This is a genomic window from Phreatobacter sp. (assembly GCF_027532945.1).
Lineage (GTDB): Bacteria > Pseudomonadota > Alphaproteobacteria > Rhizobiales > Phreatobacteraceae > Phreatobacter.
Map to the genome: position 1 here is coordinate 70984 of NZ_JAPZTZ010000030.1, position 14703 is coordinate 85686.

General features: G+C 70.1%; 12 protein-coding genes. 9 read left to right on the top strand and 3 right to left on the bottom strand.

Annotation, left to right across the window (positions count from 1 at the left end; genetic code table 11):
- The first annotated feature begins 49 nt into the window (after window positions 1–49).
- Complete coding sequence (locus O9344_RS19140; RefSeq protein ID WP_298481072.1) at window positions 50–955, top strand: EamA family transporter; 906 nt, start codon at window positions 50–52, stop codon at window positions 953–955.
- 10 nt (window positions 956–965) lie between these two features.
- Here the strand turns inward: O9344_RS19140 and putA are convergent, their stop codons facing one another.
- Window positions 966–4058, bottom strand: coding sequence for a bifunctional proline dehydrogenase/L-glutamate gamma-semialdehyde dehydrogenase PutA (gene putA / locus O9344_RS19145; protein WP_298481074.1), 3093 nt, complete (start codon window positions 4056–4058; stop codon window positions 966–968).
- Window positions 4059–4161: 103 nt separating this feature from the next.
- Between putA and O9344_RS19150 the strand changes: the two genes are divergently transcribed.
- Window positions 4162–4644: an Lrp/AsnC ligand binding domain-containing protein gene (locus O9344_RS19150; RefSeq protein ID WP_298481076.1), complete on the top strand. Its 483-nt coding sequence runs from the start codon at window positions 4162–4164 to the stop codon at window positions 4642–4644.
- On the opposite strand, the gene O9344_RS19155 is transcribed toward O9344_RS19150, so the two are convergent.
- Window positions 4641–4844, bottom strand: a complete 204-nt coding sequence (locus O9344_RS19155) for a hypothetical protein (RefSeq protein ID WP_298481078.1) — start codon at window positions 4842–4844, stop codon at window positions 4641–4643. The genes O9344_RS19150 and O9344_RS19155 overlap by 4 nt on opposite strands.
- A 102-nt stretch (window positions 4845–4946) precedes the next feature.
- Window positions 4947–7292, bottom strand: coding sequence for a penicillin acylase family protein (locus O9344_RS19160; RefSeq protein WP_298481080.1), 2346 nt, complete (start codon window positions 7290–7292; stop codon window positions 4947–4949).
- A gap of 188 nt (window positions 7293–7480) precedes the next feature.
- On the opposite strand from O9344_RS19160, the gene O9344_RS19165 reads away from it, so the two are divergent.
- The 7 genes from O9344_RS19165 to O9344_RS19195 all read left to right on the top strand — a co-directional run bounded on the left by O9344_RS19165 (window position 7481) and on the right by O9344_RS19195 (window position 14578).
- Window positions 7481–8221, top strand: coding sequence for an MBL fold metallo-hydrolase (locus tag O9344_RS19165; protein ID WP_298481082.1), 741 nt, complete (start codon window positions 7481–7483; stop codon window positions 8219–8221).
- A gap of 4 nt (window positions 8222–8225) precedes the next feature.
- Window positions 8226–8642, top strand: a complete 417-nt coding sequence (locus O9344_RS19170; RefSeq protein ID WP_298481084.1) for a cytidine deaminase — start codon at window positions 8226–8228, stop codon at window positions 8640–8642.
- On the top strand, window positions 8639–9439 hold the full coding sequence (locus tag O9344_RS19175) for a purine-nucleoside phosphorylase (RefSeq protein ID WP_298481085.1): 801 nt from the start codon (window positions 8639–8641) through the stop codon (window positions 9437–9439). Before O9344_RS19170 ends, O9344_RS19175 begins: the two co-directional genes overlap by 4 nt.
- Window positions 9432–10166, top strand: coding sequence for a deoxyribose-phosphate aldolase (deoC, locus tag O9344_RS19180; protein ID WP_298481087.1), 735 nt, complete (start codon window positions 9432–9434; stop codon window positions 10164–10166). Before O9344_RS19175 ends, deoC begins: the two co-directional genes overlap by 8 nt.
- Window positions 10163–11488 carry a thymidine phosphorylase gene (gene deoA, locus O9344_RS19185; protein WP_298481089.1) on the top strand — a complete coding sequence of 442 codons (1326 nt, stop codon included), beginning with the start codon at window positions 10163–10165 and terminating at the stop codon, window positions 11486–11488. The genes deoC and deoA overlap by 4 nt, the downstream gene beginning before the upstream one ends.
- Window positions 11488–12681, top strand: a complete 1194-nt coding sequence (locus O9344_RS19190; protein ID WP_298481091.1) for a phosphopentomutase — start codon at window positions 11488–11490, stop codon at window positions 12679–12681. Before deoA ends, O9344_RS19190 begins: the two co-directional genes overlap by 1 nt.
- A gap of 106 nt (window positions 12682–12787) precedes the next feature.
- Window positions 12788–14578, top strand: a complete 1791-nt coding sequence (locus O9344_RS19195) for a glucan ABC transporter ATP-binding protein/ permease (RefSeq protein WP_298481093.1) — start codon at window positions 12788–12790, stop codon at window positions 14576–14578.
- The last annotated feature ends 125 nt before the right edge of the window (window positions 14579–14703 follow it).

The following is a 14703-nucleotide window of genomic DNA, read 5'->3' on the forward strand; positions in this document are numbered from 1 at the left end:
GCCGGCACCGTCGCGCTAGACCGGTCCGCCCCGACCGGAGCCGACCGTCTTGAGCCTGCGCGACTGGATCCTGCTGATCGTCCTCTCCATCCTCTGGGGCGGCACCTTCTTCTTCGTCCGCGTCGCGCTGGACGACATCCCGCCGCTCACCCTCGTCCTGTCGCGCGTCCTCATCGGCTCCGCCGTCCTGCTCGTGGTGATCCGCCTCTCCGGCGAGAGCCTGCCGCGCCGCGCCGACATCTGGTTCACGCTGGCGGTGATGGCGGTGCTCAACAATGTCATCCCCTTCACGCTGATCTTCTGGGGCCAGACCGCAATTCCGGCTGGCCTCGCCGCCATCCTCAACGCCACGACGCCGCTCTTCAGCGTCATCGTCATGCACCTTTTCACCTCTGACGAGCGGGCGAGCCCGAACAAGGCGGCGGGCGTGGTGCTGGGCTTCCTGGGAGTGATCGTGCTGGTGGGGCCTGCGGCACTGGGCAGCCTCGACACGCCGCTCTGGGCCATCGCGGCCTGCCTTGCGGCGACGCTGTCCTACGCCTTTTCCGGCCTCTGGGGCCGGCGCATCAAGCCGCTCGGCCTCTCGCCCACCATCACCGCCTGGGCGCAGCTCACCGTCACCACGCTGATCATGGCGCCGGCTGTCGCAGCCATCGACCGGCCCTGGACCCTCGCCATGCCCGGCTGGCCGGCGATCCTCTCCATGCTGGCGCTGGCGGTGCTGTGCACGGCGCTCGCCTACATCATCTTCTTCCGCCTTCTGGCAACCGCCGGGCCGAGCAACCTGCTGCTCGTCACCTTCCTCATCCCGGTCTCGACCATCCTGCTGACCAGCCTGTTCCTCGGCGAGCGCCTGGCGCCGACCCATTTCGCCGGCATGGCGCTGATCGGCCTCGGCCTCGCCGCGATCGACGGGCGGCTGTGGCGACGGATGGTGGGGACGAGGGCTGGCTAGCCCCTCCCCGTCACCCCTCGCCCCCCGCCAGCAGGCTGGCATTGCCGCCGGCCGCCGCGGTGTTGACCGTCACCACCTGCTCCAGCGCGAAGCGCGGCAGGTAATGCGGGCCGCCGGCCTTGGGACCGGTGCCCGACAGGCCCGAGCCGCCGAAGGGCTGGGTGCCGACCACCGCGCCGATCATGTTGCGGTTGACATAGACATTGCCATTGGCGAGGCGCGCGACGACCTCCTCCACCACCTGGTCGATGCGGGAATGGAGGCCGAGGGTGAGGCCGGTGCCGTTGGCGGCGATGGCGTCGGTGAGCTTCGCGAGGCCACCCGCCTTCCAGGTCGTGACATGCAGCACGGGGCCGAAGACCTCCTCGGTCAGCTCCTCCGGCGTCGCCACGCGGATCACCGCCGGCGGCACGAAGAGGCCCGGCGGCAGATCGGCGGGGAGCCTCGCCTGCCAGACGAGCCGGCCTTCCGCCTTGGCCCGCTCCACCACCGCCTCGAGCCGCGCCTTCGCCTCCGCATCGATCACCGGACCGACATGGGTCGCGGGGTCCATCGGATCGCCGATGCGCAGCTCGGCCGCGGCGCCGATGACCATCTCCAGCATCTTCTCCGCCACATCCTCCTGCAGGCAGAGGAGCCGGAGCGCCGAGCAGCGCTGGCCGGCCGAGCGGAAGGCCGACATCACCACGTCGTCGCTCACCTGCTCGGGCAGCGCGGTCGCATCGACGATCATGGCATTGATGCCGCCGGTCTCTGCGATGAGCGGCACGATGGGCCCGCGCTTCGCCGCGAGCTGGCGGTTGATGATCCAGGCGACCTCGGTCGAGCCGGTGAAGGCGACGCCGGCAACGCGCGGCTCGCCGACCAGCAACGCGCCGACGCGCCCGTCGCCGGGAATGAGCGCGAGGGCGTCGGCGGGAATGCCGGCCTCATGGGCGAGCGCCACCGCCGCGGCCGCGACGAGCGGCGTCTGCTCGGCGGGCTTGGCAATGACGGCATTGCCGGCGGCGAGCGCCGCCGCCACCTGGCCGAGGAAGATGGCGAGCGGGAAGTTCCACGGGCTGATGCAGACGATGGTGCCGCGGCCGCGCAGCCTGAGCCGGTTTTCCTCACCGGTGGGTCCGGGCATCACCACCCCCTCGCCAAAATGGCGACGGGCCTCCTGCGCATAGTAGCGGCAGAAATCGACGGCCTCCCGGACCTCGGCGACACCGTCGTCGAGCGTCTTGCCGGCCTCGCGGGCGAGCAGCGCACACACCATGCCGAGACGCGCCTCCATGAGGTCTGCGAGCTTCTCCAGCGCCTCGGCACGGGTGCTGACCGGGGTGCGGCTCCAGGTGGCAAAGCCCGCCGCCGCGCGGTCGAAGGCCGCCGTGACGGCGGCCGCATCGGCCTCCTCGACCGCGCCGACGGGCGCGCCGTCCACCGGGCTCGTTACCGAGCGGATGGCGCCGCGCAGCGCCTTGCCGCCGACCAGCGGGCGCGCCGCCTCTGGAAATGTCGCCGGACCCTTGGCCACCGCCTCGCGGAAGGCGGCGAGCGCGCGCTCATCGCCGAACTCGACGCCAGCCGAATTCACCCGGCCCGGCGCATAGAGATCCCTTGGCCGAGGCAGCTTGACCGGCCGCGCATCGGCGGCGGCCCCGATCCAGCTCTGCGGCCGGGTGAGCAAGGTTTCTACCGGCACGGCAGGATCGGCCGAGGCGGAGACGAAGGAGGAATTGGCGCCGTTCTCCAAGAGGCGGCGCACGAGATAGGCGAGCAGGTCGCGATGGCCGCCGACGGGAGCGTAGGTGCGGCAGGCGGCTTCAGGCAGCGTCGCCAGCAGCTGCTCGTAGAGCGCCTCGCCCATGCCGTGCAGCCGCTGGAACTCATAGCCCTCGGCACCCCCGGCCTCTTCGAGGATCGTGGCGATGGTCAGCGCATTGTGGGTGGCGAATTGCGGATAGATGCGCGGCCGCGCCGCGAGCAGCCGGCGGGCGCAGGCCATGTAGTGGAGGTCGGTCATCGGCTTGCGGGTGAAGACGGGGAAGTCGGCAAGGCCGCGCTCCTGCGCCCGCTTCACCTCGGTGTCCCAATAGGCACCCTTGACGAGCCGCACCATCAGCCGCCGGTCGAGGCGGGTGGCGAGGTCGTCGAGCCAGTCGATCACCGCCAGCGCCCGCTTCTGATAGGCCTGCACGGCGAGGCCGAACCCATCCCAGCCGACGAGGGAGGGATCGGCGAGCACAGCGGCGATCACATCAAGCGACAGTTCAAGCCGGTCCGCCTCCTCGGCGTCGATGGTGAAGTTGAGGTCGTGGGCCTTGGCGGCCTGGGCGAGGCCGAGCAGCTTCGGCACGAGCTCGCGCATCACCCGCGCGCCGCTCACCGCCTCGTAGCGCGGATGCAGCGCCGAGAGCTTCACCGAAATGCCCGGCCGGTTCGGCAGCGCCTCATTGCCGGCGGTCCTGCCGATGGCGGCGATGGCGGCGAGATACGAGGCAAGGTAGCGCTCGGCATCGGCGGCGGTGCGGGCGCCCTCGCCGAGCATGTCGTAGGAATAGCGGAAGCGGCGGGCTGCGCCGGCTCGCCCCAGCGCCTCCTCGATGGTCTGGCCGAGGACGAAATGCGAGCCGAGCAGCCGCATGGCCTGCCGCGTCGCGGCGCGCACGGTGGGCAGGCCGAGCCGCTTGCCCAGCGTCTCCAGAATGCCCTCCGGGCTCTCGCCGGGATGGATGACGCGGGCGGTGACGCCGAGCGCCCAGGCGGAGGCCGAGACCAGCCAGGCCTCGGACCGCGTCGCGCGATGCGCCCAGTCGGTGCCCGACAGTTTGTCCTCGATGAGCGCATCGGCGGTGCGCGAATCCGGCACGCGCAGCAGGGCTTCCGCCAGCACCATCAGGGCGAGGCCCTCCTTGGTGGTCAGCGAATATTCGCGCAGGAAATCCTCGATGCCGCCGAGCCCGCCGGACTTCGCCCGGATCGCGCCGATCAGCGCCCGCGCCCGCGCGTCGATCCGCGCCTCGGCGGCCGCCGGCAGCGCCGCGCCGGCCAGCAGCCGCGTGGCAATGGCTTCGTCGGCCTCGGCATAGGGAGCGTCGAAACGGGGAAGAAGCGACATCGGGGGCCTCACCAGGTGATATCGCAAAGATATCGGCTGTTTCGCCGCGTTTCGATATGCTATTTGACGCTTTACGTAGCGATTATGACCAAGGACAGGCGCCTTGACAGTGATATCTTCGGAAGGCTCGGAGCTCGACGGCGTCGATCGCCGCATCCTGCGCCTTCTGCAGGATGACGGGCGGATCTCGAATGTCGATCTCGCCGAGCGGATCGGCCTTTCCCACACCGCCACCAGCGAGCGCGTGAAGCGGCTGACGCGCGACGGCTTCATCGCCGGCTATGGCGCAAGGCTCGATCCGGTGAAGCTCGGCCGTGGCTTCCTCGTCTTCGTCGAGGTGACGTTGGACAAGACAACGCCGGACATCTTCGACCGCTTCGCCGCCGCCGTGGCCCGCGCGCCGGACGTGCTGGAATGCCACCTCGTGGCTGGCGGCTTCGATTATCTCGTCAAGACGCGCGTCGCCGACATGGCGGCCTACCGCGCTTTCCTCGGTGATGTGCTGCTGTCGCTGCCGGGCGTCCGCGAGACGCGAACCTATGCGGTGATGGAAGAGGTGAAGGCGACCGCGAGCCTGCCGGTCTAGACCTGTGCGCGCTGGGGCTCGCTGGCAGCTGCCGCCTGCTGGCGGCGCCGCTCCTCGATGAGCGCCATCTGGTCGGCCATCTCGCGCGCCTCGCGCGCCATGGACGCGAGGTTTCCGCCGCGGCCCTTGCCGCTGCGGATCATGACGTCGATCGCTGCCAGGGCCTGTTGAAGGCCGACCAGCGTCTCGAGGCTCGGCATGGACATGCTCCTCCAGGGGACACCCGGAGGCTAGGCGGGGCGGGTTTCAGGCCGGCGTCGGATATCATCGCCCATGTTGCCCGGTGAAACAGGGCAGATGTGTCAGCCCGGCCGGCATTCCACGCGATGGGCGAGGGCCGCCGCCACGGCGGAGGGCGTATAGGGCAGCGGCACGTAATCGCCCTTGGCCCAGCGCTCGAACAGGTCGCGGTAATGCGGCGAGTTCGGATTGCCCGACTGTCCCGGCGTGTTGATCGTCACGGAGCGGTCGAGATCGGCGAGGTCGACGACGAGCCGGAAGGACGAGCCCATCATCGTGCGGAAGTCGGTGCCGCGATAGCCGGTATGCATGGGCGTGACCGACGAACCCGCATGGGCGATCGGCCCGATGGACCAGGCCTTGGCCGTCGCCGGCGGCATGAGGAAGGACAGCGGATGCTCGAAATAGCCGTGATGCAGCTTGCCCCAGGCCCAGCCGGCCGGATCAGGTCCGAGAAGCTGCGCCATGTCGGCATAGGCCGCGGCGAGCGAGGAGAGCAGGATCGCATCGCGGGTCGCGGCCGGATCCGCGCCGAACCGGTCGTCGGGCGCCTCCAGCGCGGCAAGCGTGCCGTCGACGTCGCCCGGCACCATCAGCGCATGGAGGTCAGGCGCCACCACGGCGTCCCATAGCGCCTTCTTCAGGTGGCGTGACCACCAGACCTCGAAAAGGGCACCGGCACCTGACCCCGCCGTCAGCGCATGATCCCAGCCGGCGAGCAGCGCGAGCGCCGCCCGTGTCGCCTCGTCCGTCCCTGTCAGGCCCGCGAGCAGCGTGCCGAGCCGCCGCGCCGGGATCGACACCACGTCCGTCTGCAAGGCCCGCGAGGTCGAGAGCCTGTGCGGCGAGACCGCGGACAGCACCTCCTCGATGCGTTTGGCGCGGGAATAGTCGACCCATTCGAAGCCGAAGGGATAGGCCTTATGGTCCCAGCCCTCCGGCACGTTCATCTCATTGGCCGAGAAGACGAAGCCGCGGGCCGGATTGTGGATGACCGGGGCCGCGGCGCGGTCGCGCCATCCCGCCCATTCGTAGCGCCCGTCGCCGGGCACCGGCATCAGCCCGTCCCAGTTCGGCCGGATCGGGTTGATGCCCGCCGGCATCCAGGCGATATCGCCGGCCTTGTCGGCGAAGACGAGGTTGCAGGAGGGCGTGCCCCAGGTGACAGCAGCGGCGCGGAACTCCTTGAGGTTCTTCGCCCGCATCAGCTTGTGGGCGACCAGATAGGGCGCGGTGCCCGGCTCGAAATAGGCGGCGCGCACCGCGTAGATCCGGCCGGCGGCGGCGTCCTCGTGGACCACCGGCCCGTGGCGGGTGAACTTCAGGGTCAGCACCTGGTCGGGGCAGCCCTTCACCTTCACCGTCTCGGTGATCGTCGTGACCTTTTCGAAGCCCTCGCCATAGCGGTAGCTGTCGGGATCGCCGGGTTTGGTCTCGTAGACGTAGAGGTCTTCCTGATCGATGTAGAAGATGGTGAGGCCCCAGGCGATCGTGCCGTTATGGCCGATCATCACGCCGGGCACCGAGGGCTCGCCGGCCCCCACCACATCCAGCGTCGGGCAGGTCAGGTGGAAGACCGTGCGCAGCGACGGCATGCCGTGGATGCGGTGCGGGTCGGAGGCGAGGATCGGCAGGCCCGTATCGGTCTTCGAGCCATGCACCGCCCAGTTGTTCGAGCCGGTGTACTGGGCATCGAGCACGACTTCGAGCAGGTCGGTGGTCGAGCGCCATTTCGGCGCGTCCTCAAGCGTCGCCGCCAGGCGCTCCTTGGAGAAGGTGGCGTTGGCCGTGGCGAGCTTGACCATGTCGAGCACGCGCATCGGGATGGAGGCGGGATCGAGCCCCTCCGGCACGACCGGCGTCACCTGCGGCTCCAGCCAGCGGCGCAAGAGGTCGGTGCGATGATCGGCCTTGCCCTGGACCTGGCAGCGCAGGATCTCCGACAGGACGTTGCGGGACAGCGAATGCGTGCGCACGCGCGACACATCCTCCGGCGCCCAGCGCGCCGGCTTCGTACCGAGAAGGCCGAACTCGAAGGGCAGCAGCGAGGGATCGGCCTCGGTCATGGCGATGAAGGCGTTGATGCCCGCGGCAAAGGCAGTGAAGGTCGCCTTCGCCTCCGGACCGTAGGCCGCATATTCCGCCACCATGTCGCCGCGATAGAGGAAGAGGCGGGAGGCGCGATCCTGCTCGAGATAGCCGGGCCCGAAATCGGCAGCGAGCAGGCCGAGGCCGCGCTTCCGGAACAGGTCGATCTGGAACAACCGCTCGCGGGCGACGTGGAAACCCTGCAGGAAGAAGAGGTCCGCCTCGTTCGCCGCCTGGATATGCGGGATGCCGTTGGCGTCGATCCCGATCGAGCCCGGAGCGGAAAGCCCCGGAAGGGCGAGCGTTTCAGTCGTGGGCATGATCGTGGACACCGCTGCGAGGGATCGTGATCCTGCACATCGGCCCCCGGAGTGTCATCCGTGGCAATGGAAGATGAGGCCTGCAAACGATGCGGGCCTATTGCTTGCCGATACGAGAAGACCGGCTCAACACGGTCGCGCGCGGCGGTCGGACTTGGCATAAGAAGGCAGCGGAGGCGGAGCAGCGCATGAAGGTCACGGTCCTGGGTTCGGGAGACGCGTTCGGCTCCGGCGGGCGCTACTCCACCTGCCTCCACGTCGCCGCCGCTGACGGCACCGTGATGCTGCTCGATTGCGGGGCAACCGCCATGCTGGCGATGCAGCGGGCCGGCATCGACCGCAACACCGTCTCGGCCATTCTCCTCACCCATTTCCACGCCGACCATATTGGCGGCCTGCCCTTCTTCCTGCTCGACGCCCTGTTCGAATCCCGTCGAACGGCGCCCCTCACCATCGCCGGACCGAAGGGACTGGAGGGCTGGATCGCCCGCGTCACCGACACGGCCTTTCCCGGCTTCGGCACCAACGCCTTCCCCTTCCCGATCCACTATGTGGAGGTGACACCGGAGGCCTCCGCAACGGTGGCGGGCCATCAGGTCACGGCCTTCCCCATGGATCACGACCAGCGCGCCGGCCCCTGCCAGGGCTACCGTCTCGCCCGTGACGGCCGCGTCTTCGCCTATTCCGGCGACACCCGCTGGACCGAGAGCCTCGTGCCGCTCGCGGCCGGCGCCGACGCGCTGCTGGTCGAGTGCTACACCTATGACAAGCCGCTGAAGAACCACCTGGACTGGATGAGCCTCGAAGCCCGCTTGCCGGACCTCAAGGCCCGACGCATCGTGCTCACCCATATGGGCCCGCAGATGCTGGCGAACCAGGACAAGGCGAGCCTGGAATGCGCCTACGACGGCATGGTGATCGAGGTCTGAGGCGATGACGGCAGCGACGGGATCGGCGGCGCTGGAGGAGCTCTTCGCGGCGGCGAAGGAGGCGCAGGCCAAGGCCTATGCGCCCTATTCGCGCTTTCGCGTCGGCGCGGCCCTGCGCTCCGATACCGGCCGCATCCATGCCGGCTGCAATGTCGAGAACGCCGCCTATCCCGTCGGTACCTGCGCCGAGGCCGGCGCCATCGCCGCCATGATCCTCGCCGGCGACCACGCCATCGCGGAGATCGTCGTGCTCGGCGAGGGGCCCGAGCTCTGCACGCCCTGCGGCGCCTGCCGGCAGCGGCTGCGCGAATTCGCCAAGGCCTCGCTGACCGTCCACGTGGCGGGGCCCGAGGGTCTGCGCGCCCGCTTCACCCTCGGGGAGCTGCTGCCCCATTCCTTCGGCCCGGACAATCTCGCATGAGCGCCGCCGACGCGATCACCCGCCGCGCAGGGCTTGAGCCCATCGCCTGCGCCATCGTGCTCGGCACCGGCCTCGGGCCGTTGGCGGACGCCGTCGCGGAGGCCGTGGCGATCCCCTATGACGACCTCCCCGGCTTTCCCCATGCCGGCGTCTCCGGCCATGCCGGGCGGCTGGTGGTGGGTCGCCTGGGCGACCAGCGGGTCGCCGTGCTCCAGGGCCGCGTCCACACCTACGAGACCGGCGATCCCCGCGCCATGAAGCCGGTGATCGACACGCTGAAGGCGCTTGGCGTCCCGCGCCTCCTGCTCACCAATGCCGCCGGCTCGCTGCGCCCGGACATGCCGCCGGGCAGCGTCATGGTAATCGAGGACCACATCGCGCTGTTCGGTCCGAATCCGCTCATCGGCCTTGCCGGTGACGACCGCTTCGTGCCGATGAACGGCGCCTATGACGCGGGCCTGCGCCGTGCCATCGCCGCCGGCGCGGCCAAGGCCGGCATCGCGCTCTTCGAGGGCGTCTATGCCTGGGTGACCGGCCCGAGCTTCGAGACCCCGGCCGAGATCCGCGCGCTGCGCATCCTCGGCGCCGATGCGGTCGGCATGTCGACCGTGCCGGAGGTGATCCTCGCCCGCCATGCCGGTGTTCGCGTCGCTGCCCTCTCCATGATCACCAACCTTGCCGCGGGCCTTGCGCCTGAAGCGCCCTCCCACGCCGAAACCAAGGCGGTGGCGACAGCCGGCGCCGCGGCCATGGCGGCGGTGATCCGCGGTGCCCTGACGAGCCTTGCACATGACTGATGCCGCCTTTGCCCAGAAAGCCATCGCACTGCTGGACCTGACCGACCTCTCCAACGGCCTGGACGAGGCCGGCGTCGAGCGGCTCTGCGCCCGCGCCGTGACAGCGCTCGGCCCGGTGGCGGCGGTGTGCCTCTGGGCCGGCTTCGTGCCGCAGGCCCGAAGGCTGCTGCGCGGTACGCCGGTGCGCATCGCCACCGTCGTCAACTTTCCCGCCGGCGAGGACGACGTCATGCGCGCCGCCGATGAAGCCCGCTACGCCCTGCTCGACGGCGCCGACGAGATCGACGTCGTCCTGCCCTGGCGGTCTCTGGTCGCCGGCCGGCAGGAGGTGGTCGGCGCGCTGCTCGGCGCCGTGCGGGCGGTCGTGCCGCCGGGCAAGGTGCTCAAGACCATCCTCGAGACGGGCGAACTCAAGACCCCGGCGCTCATCCGCGCCGCCGCCCGCATCGCCATCGGCACCGGGGCCGACTTCATCAAGACCTCCACTGGAAAGACCGAAGTTTCGGCGACGCCGGAGGCTGTCAGGCTGATGCTGGAGGAGATCCGCGCCTCGGGCCGGCAGGTGGGCCTCAAACCCTCCGGCGGCATCCGCACCGCCGAGGACGCGCGGACCTATCTGGCGGTCGCCGACGAGATCATGGGCGAGGGTTGGGCGCGGCCCGAGACCTTCCGCTTCGGTGCCTCCGGCCTGCTCGATGCGTTGCTGACGGAGGGAGGCGCACAGTGACCTTCATCCCGCAGGAGATCATCCGGGCGAAGCGCGACGGCGCGACGCTTGCCGCCACCGACATCGCCGCCTTCGTCGCCGGTATCGGCGCGGGAACGGTGACGGAGGCGCAGGTCGCCGCCTTCGCCATGGCGGTGTTCTTCAAGGGCATGACCATGGACGAGCGCGTGGCGCTGACCCGCGCCATGACCGCTTCCGGCCGTACCCTCTCCTGGGCCGACCTCGACCTTCCCGGCCCGGTGCTCGACAAGCACTCGACCGGTGGCGTCGGCGATACCGTCTCGCTGATGCTGGCGCCGCTGGTGGCGGCGGCCGGCGGGTTCGTGCCGATGATCTCCGGCCGCGGCCTCGGCCATACCGGCGGCACGCTGGACAAGCTGGAATCGATCCCCGGCTATGACGCCACCCCGGACCATGCCCGCTTCCGCCAGACGGTGAAGGCGGTTGGCTGCGCCATTATCGGCCAGACCGCCGATCTCGCCCCCGCCGACAAGGTCATCTACGGCGTGCGCGACGTTACCGCGACGGTGGAATCCATCCCGCTCATCACCGCCTCCATCCTGTCGAAGAAGCTTGCGGCCGGGCTCGACGCCCTGGTCATGGACGTAAAGACCGGCTCCGGCGCCTTCATGCCGGACTTCGAGCGCTCGGCCGAGCTCGCCCGCTCCATCGCCACGGTCGCGACCGGCGCCGGCCTGCCGACCATCGCGCTCGTCACCCCCATGGACCAGCCGCTGGCGCCCGCCGCGGGCAATGCGCTGGAGGTCCGCGTCGCCATCGACCACCTCACCGGCGGGCTCTCCGTCTCGCGGCTCCACGGCGTCACCATGGCGCTCGCCGCGGAAATGCTGGTGCTCGGCGGCCTTGCGCCCGACCTCGACGCGGCTCTCGGCAAGCTGGAGCGCGTGCTGGACAATGGCCGGGCGGCGGAGGTCTTCCAGCGTATGGTCGCCGCCCTCGGCGGCCCCGCCGATCTGGTGGAACACCCGGACAAGCACCTGCCGCGCGCCCCCCTCGTACGCCCCGTCCCGGCGCCAGCCACCGGCACGGTCCTCACCATCGACACCCGCGCCATCGGCATGGCGGTGGTGACGCTCGGCGGCGGGCGCACCCGCTCGGCCGACCCGGTGGACCATGCCGTGGGGCTCACCGACCTCGTCGCCCTCGGTGATCGGGTGGAGACGGGCCAACCGCTTGCCCTCGTCCATGGCCGCGACGAGGGGTCCATCGCCGCCGCCAGCGCCATGCTGGCCGAGGCCTTCACCCTCGGCGAGGGCGGCGCCGCCATCGGCGCGCTTGTCCAGGCGCGGATCACCGGCTGATGGCCCGCGCCCTCATCCTCGTCCTCGATTCCGTCGGCATCGGCGCTGCCGCCGACGCGGCGCGCTACGGCGACGAGGGTTCCGACACGCTCGGCCATGTCGCGGACTGGTTCTCAGGTCAGCGAGAGCGCTTCGCCCTGCCGAACCTCGACCGGCTCGGCCTCGGCGCTGCCGCAGCCGCCTCCACCGGTCGCGTGCCGCCCGGCCTCACGGCCGAGGGCCCCTTCGCCGGCCGCTGGGGCTACGGCGTCGAGACCTCGCGCGGCAAGGACACGCCCTCCGGCCATTGGGAGATCGCCGGCCTGCCGGTGTCCTTCGACTGGGGCTACTTTCCCGAGACGGTTCCGGCCTTCCCCGCCGATCTCACCAGCGCAATCATCCGCGAGGCGGGGCTTCCCGGCATCCTCGGCGACTGCCACGCCTCCGGCACGGAGATCATCGCCCGGCTCGGCGAGGAGCATGTGCGGACGGGCAAGCCGATCCTCTACACCTCGGCCGATTCGGTGCTGCAGATCGCCGCCCACGAGACCGCCTTCGGCCTCGACCGGCTCTATGCGCTCTGCGCCATCGCCCGCCGGCTCTGCGACCCGCTCGGCATTGGCCGCATCATCGCCCGGCCCTTCGCCGGAGACGATGCCGCGAGCTTCGTGCGCACCGCCAACCGCCGCGACTATGCCGTGCCGCCGCCGGCGCCCACCCTCCTCTCGGTCGCGGAAGGCGCCGGCCGCACCGTGATCACCGTCGGCAAGATCGGCGACATCTTCGCCCATGTCGGCACCGGCACGGTGCTGAAGGCTGCCGGCAATGCGGCCCTGGGCGAGCGCAGCCTCGAAGGGCTGGCGACCCTCCCCGACGGCGGGCTGCTCATGGCCAACTTCATCGATTTCGATTCGCTTTTCGGCCATCGTCGCGACCCGGAGGGCTATGGTCTCGCGCTGATGGCCTTCGACGCCTGGCTGCCCACCCTTGAGGCGGCGCTCCGGCCCGGCGACCTCTGCATCATCACATCAGACCATGGCTGCGATCCGACCTATCGCGGCACCGACCACACCCGCGAACATGTGCCGATCCTCGCTTTCGGGCCGGGCCAGCCGGCAGGCCCTATCGGCCGGCGCGAGACCTTCGCCGACATCGCCGCGACGATCGCCCGTCATCTTGAGCTGCCATGGGGAGGGGCGGGCACCGCCTTCTGAACGAGAACGGCGGGCACCATCTGCGTTCTCCCCTTGCCGCGGGCGATCCGCCATGTTTCACAGGGCGCGATTTCCGTAAGGCATCCCGCCGTCGCGAGGCCGTCGCATGTCGCTTCTCCACGTCTACTGGCGCGTCCTCAAGCAGCTCGGCCCCGAGACCCGCCTCGGCCTCGTCCTGCTCACCTGCAACATCGTCCTCGCCTGCATCATGTTCGCCGAGCCGATCCTCTTCGGCCGGATCATCGACACGCTGACGCGGGCGCAGGCGCAGGGCCGCGTGGTGACCTGGTCCGAGATCCTGCCGCTCGTCGTCGCCTGGGTGATCTTCGGCCTCTTCACCATCACCGCCGGCGTGCTCGTCGCCCTCCATGCCGACCGCATGTCGCACCGGCGCCGCCTCGCCTTCATGCAGCACTTCTTCGAGCACGTGCTGAACCTGCCGCTGAGCTACCATTCCGGCGCCCATTCCGGCCGTCTGCTGAAGCAGATGCTGGAGGGCTCCAACGCCATGGCCTGGCTGCTGCTGTCCTTCCTGCGTGAGCACTGCGCCTCGATCATCGCGCTGGTGATCCTGGTGCCGGTGTCGCTCTGGGTGAACTGGCGCCTCGGCAGCCTGCTCGTCGTCATGGTGTTCTTCTTCTTCTTCCTGACCAGCTGGGTGCTGAGGAAGACGGAGAGCCTGCAGGGCAGCGTGCAGGAATATCACAACGCCCTCGCCGAGCGGGCGACGGATGCCCTCGGCAACGTGCCCGTCATCCAGTCCTTCACCCGCGTCGAGGCCGAGGTCCGCGCCATGCGGGCGACGGTGGACGCGCTGCTCGCCGCCCAGATCCCGGTGCTCTCCTGGTGGGCCATCGCCGCGGTCGCCTCGCGCGCCTCGGCGACGCTGACCGTCCTGTCGATCTTCCTCGTCGGCACCTGGCTGCACATCAACGGCCTCGCCTCCATCGGCGAGATCGTCACCTTCATGGGCTTCGCCACCATGCTGATCGGCAAGCTCGAGGCGCTGGTCGGCTTCATCAACGCGGTGTTCCTCGAAGGCCCGAAGATCAAGGACTTCTTCGACGTCGTCGACACCGCGCCGCAGGTACGCGACCGCCCCAACGCCACCGATATCGGCCGCGTCGAGGGCACGGTCGCCTTCGAGAACGTCTCCTTCTCCTATGACGGCAAGCGCCCGGCGGTGGCCGACCTCTCCTTCGTCGCGAAGCCCGGCGACACCATCGCCCTTGTCGGCTCCACCGGTTCGGGCAAGTCGACCACCCTGTCGCTGCTCCACCGCGTCTTCGACCCGCAATCGGGCCGCGTGCTCATCGACGGCCACGACATCCGCGACATCCTCCTCGTCTCGCTCAGGCGGAACATCGGCGTCGTCTTCCAGGAGCCGATGCTCTTTGCCCGCACCATCCGCGAGAACCTGCAAGTGGGCCGGCCGGAGGCGACGGAAGAGGAGATCTGGCAGGCCTGCGCCCGCGCCCAGGCGACCGAGTTCCTCAAGCGCCAGCCCGATGGGCTCGACACCGAGGTGGCCGAGCGCGGCCGCTCGCTCTCCGGCGGCGAGAGGCAGCGCCTCTCCATCGCCCGCGCCCTGCTGAAGGACCCGCCCATCCTCATCCTCGACGAGGCGACCTCGGCGCTCGACGCCACCACCGAGCAGAAGCTGCAGCTGGCGCTGGAAGAGGTGATGAAGGGCCGCACCACCTTCGTCATCGCCCACCGCCTCGCCACCATCCGTCATGCCACCCGCATCCTCGTCTTCGACCAGGGCCGGGTGATCGAGGCAGGCACCTTCGAGGAGCTGGTGGCCCAGGGCGGCACCTTTGCCAACCTCGCCAAGGCGCAGTTCATGGCCGGCACCGAGGACGCCCCGGCGCCCAAGCCGGTGGTGGAGGGCTGAGGGGGGGCTTCTCCCCGTCTCGGCTGCATGGCGACAAGTGCGTCCTTCGAGGCTCGCCATTCAGGCGCGCACCACAGGATGAGGATGGTCGTGGCCTGCATCCCCCCGCATCACCTCAATTCCAA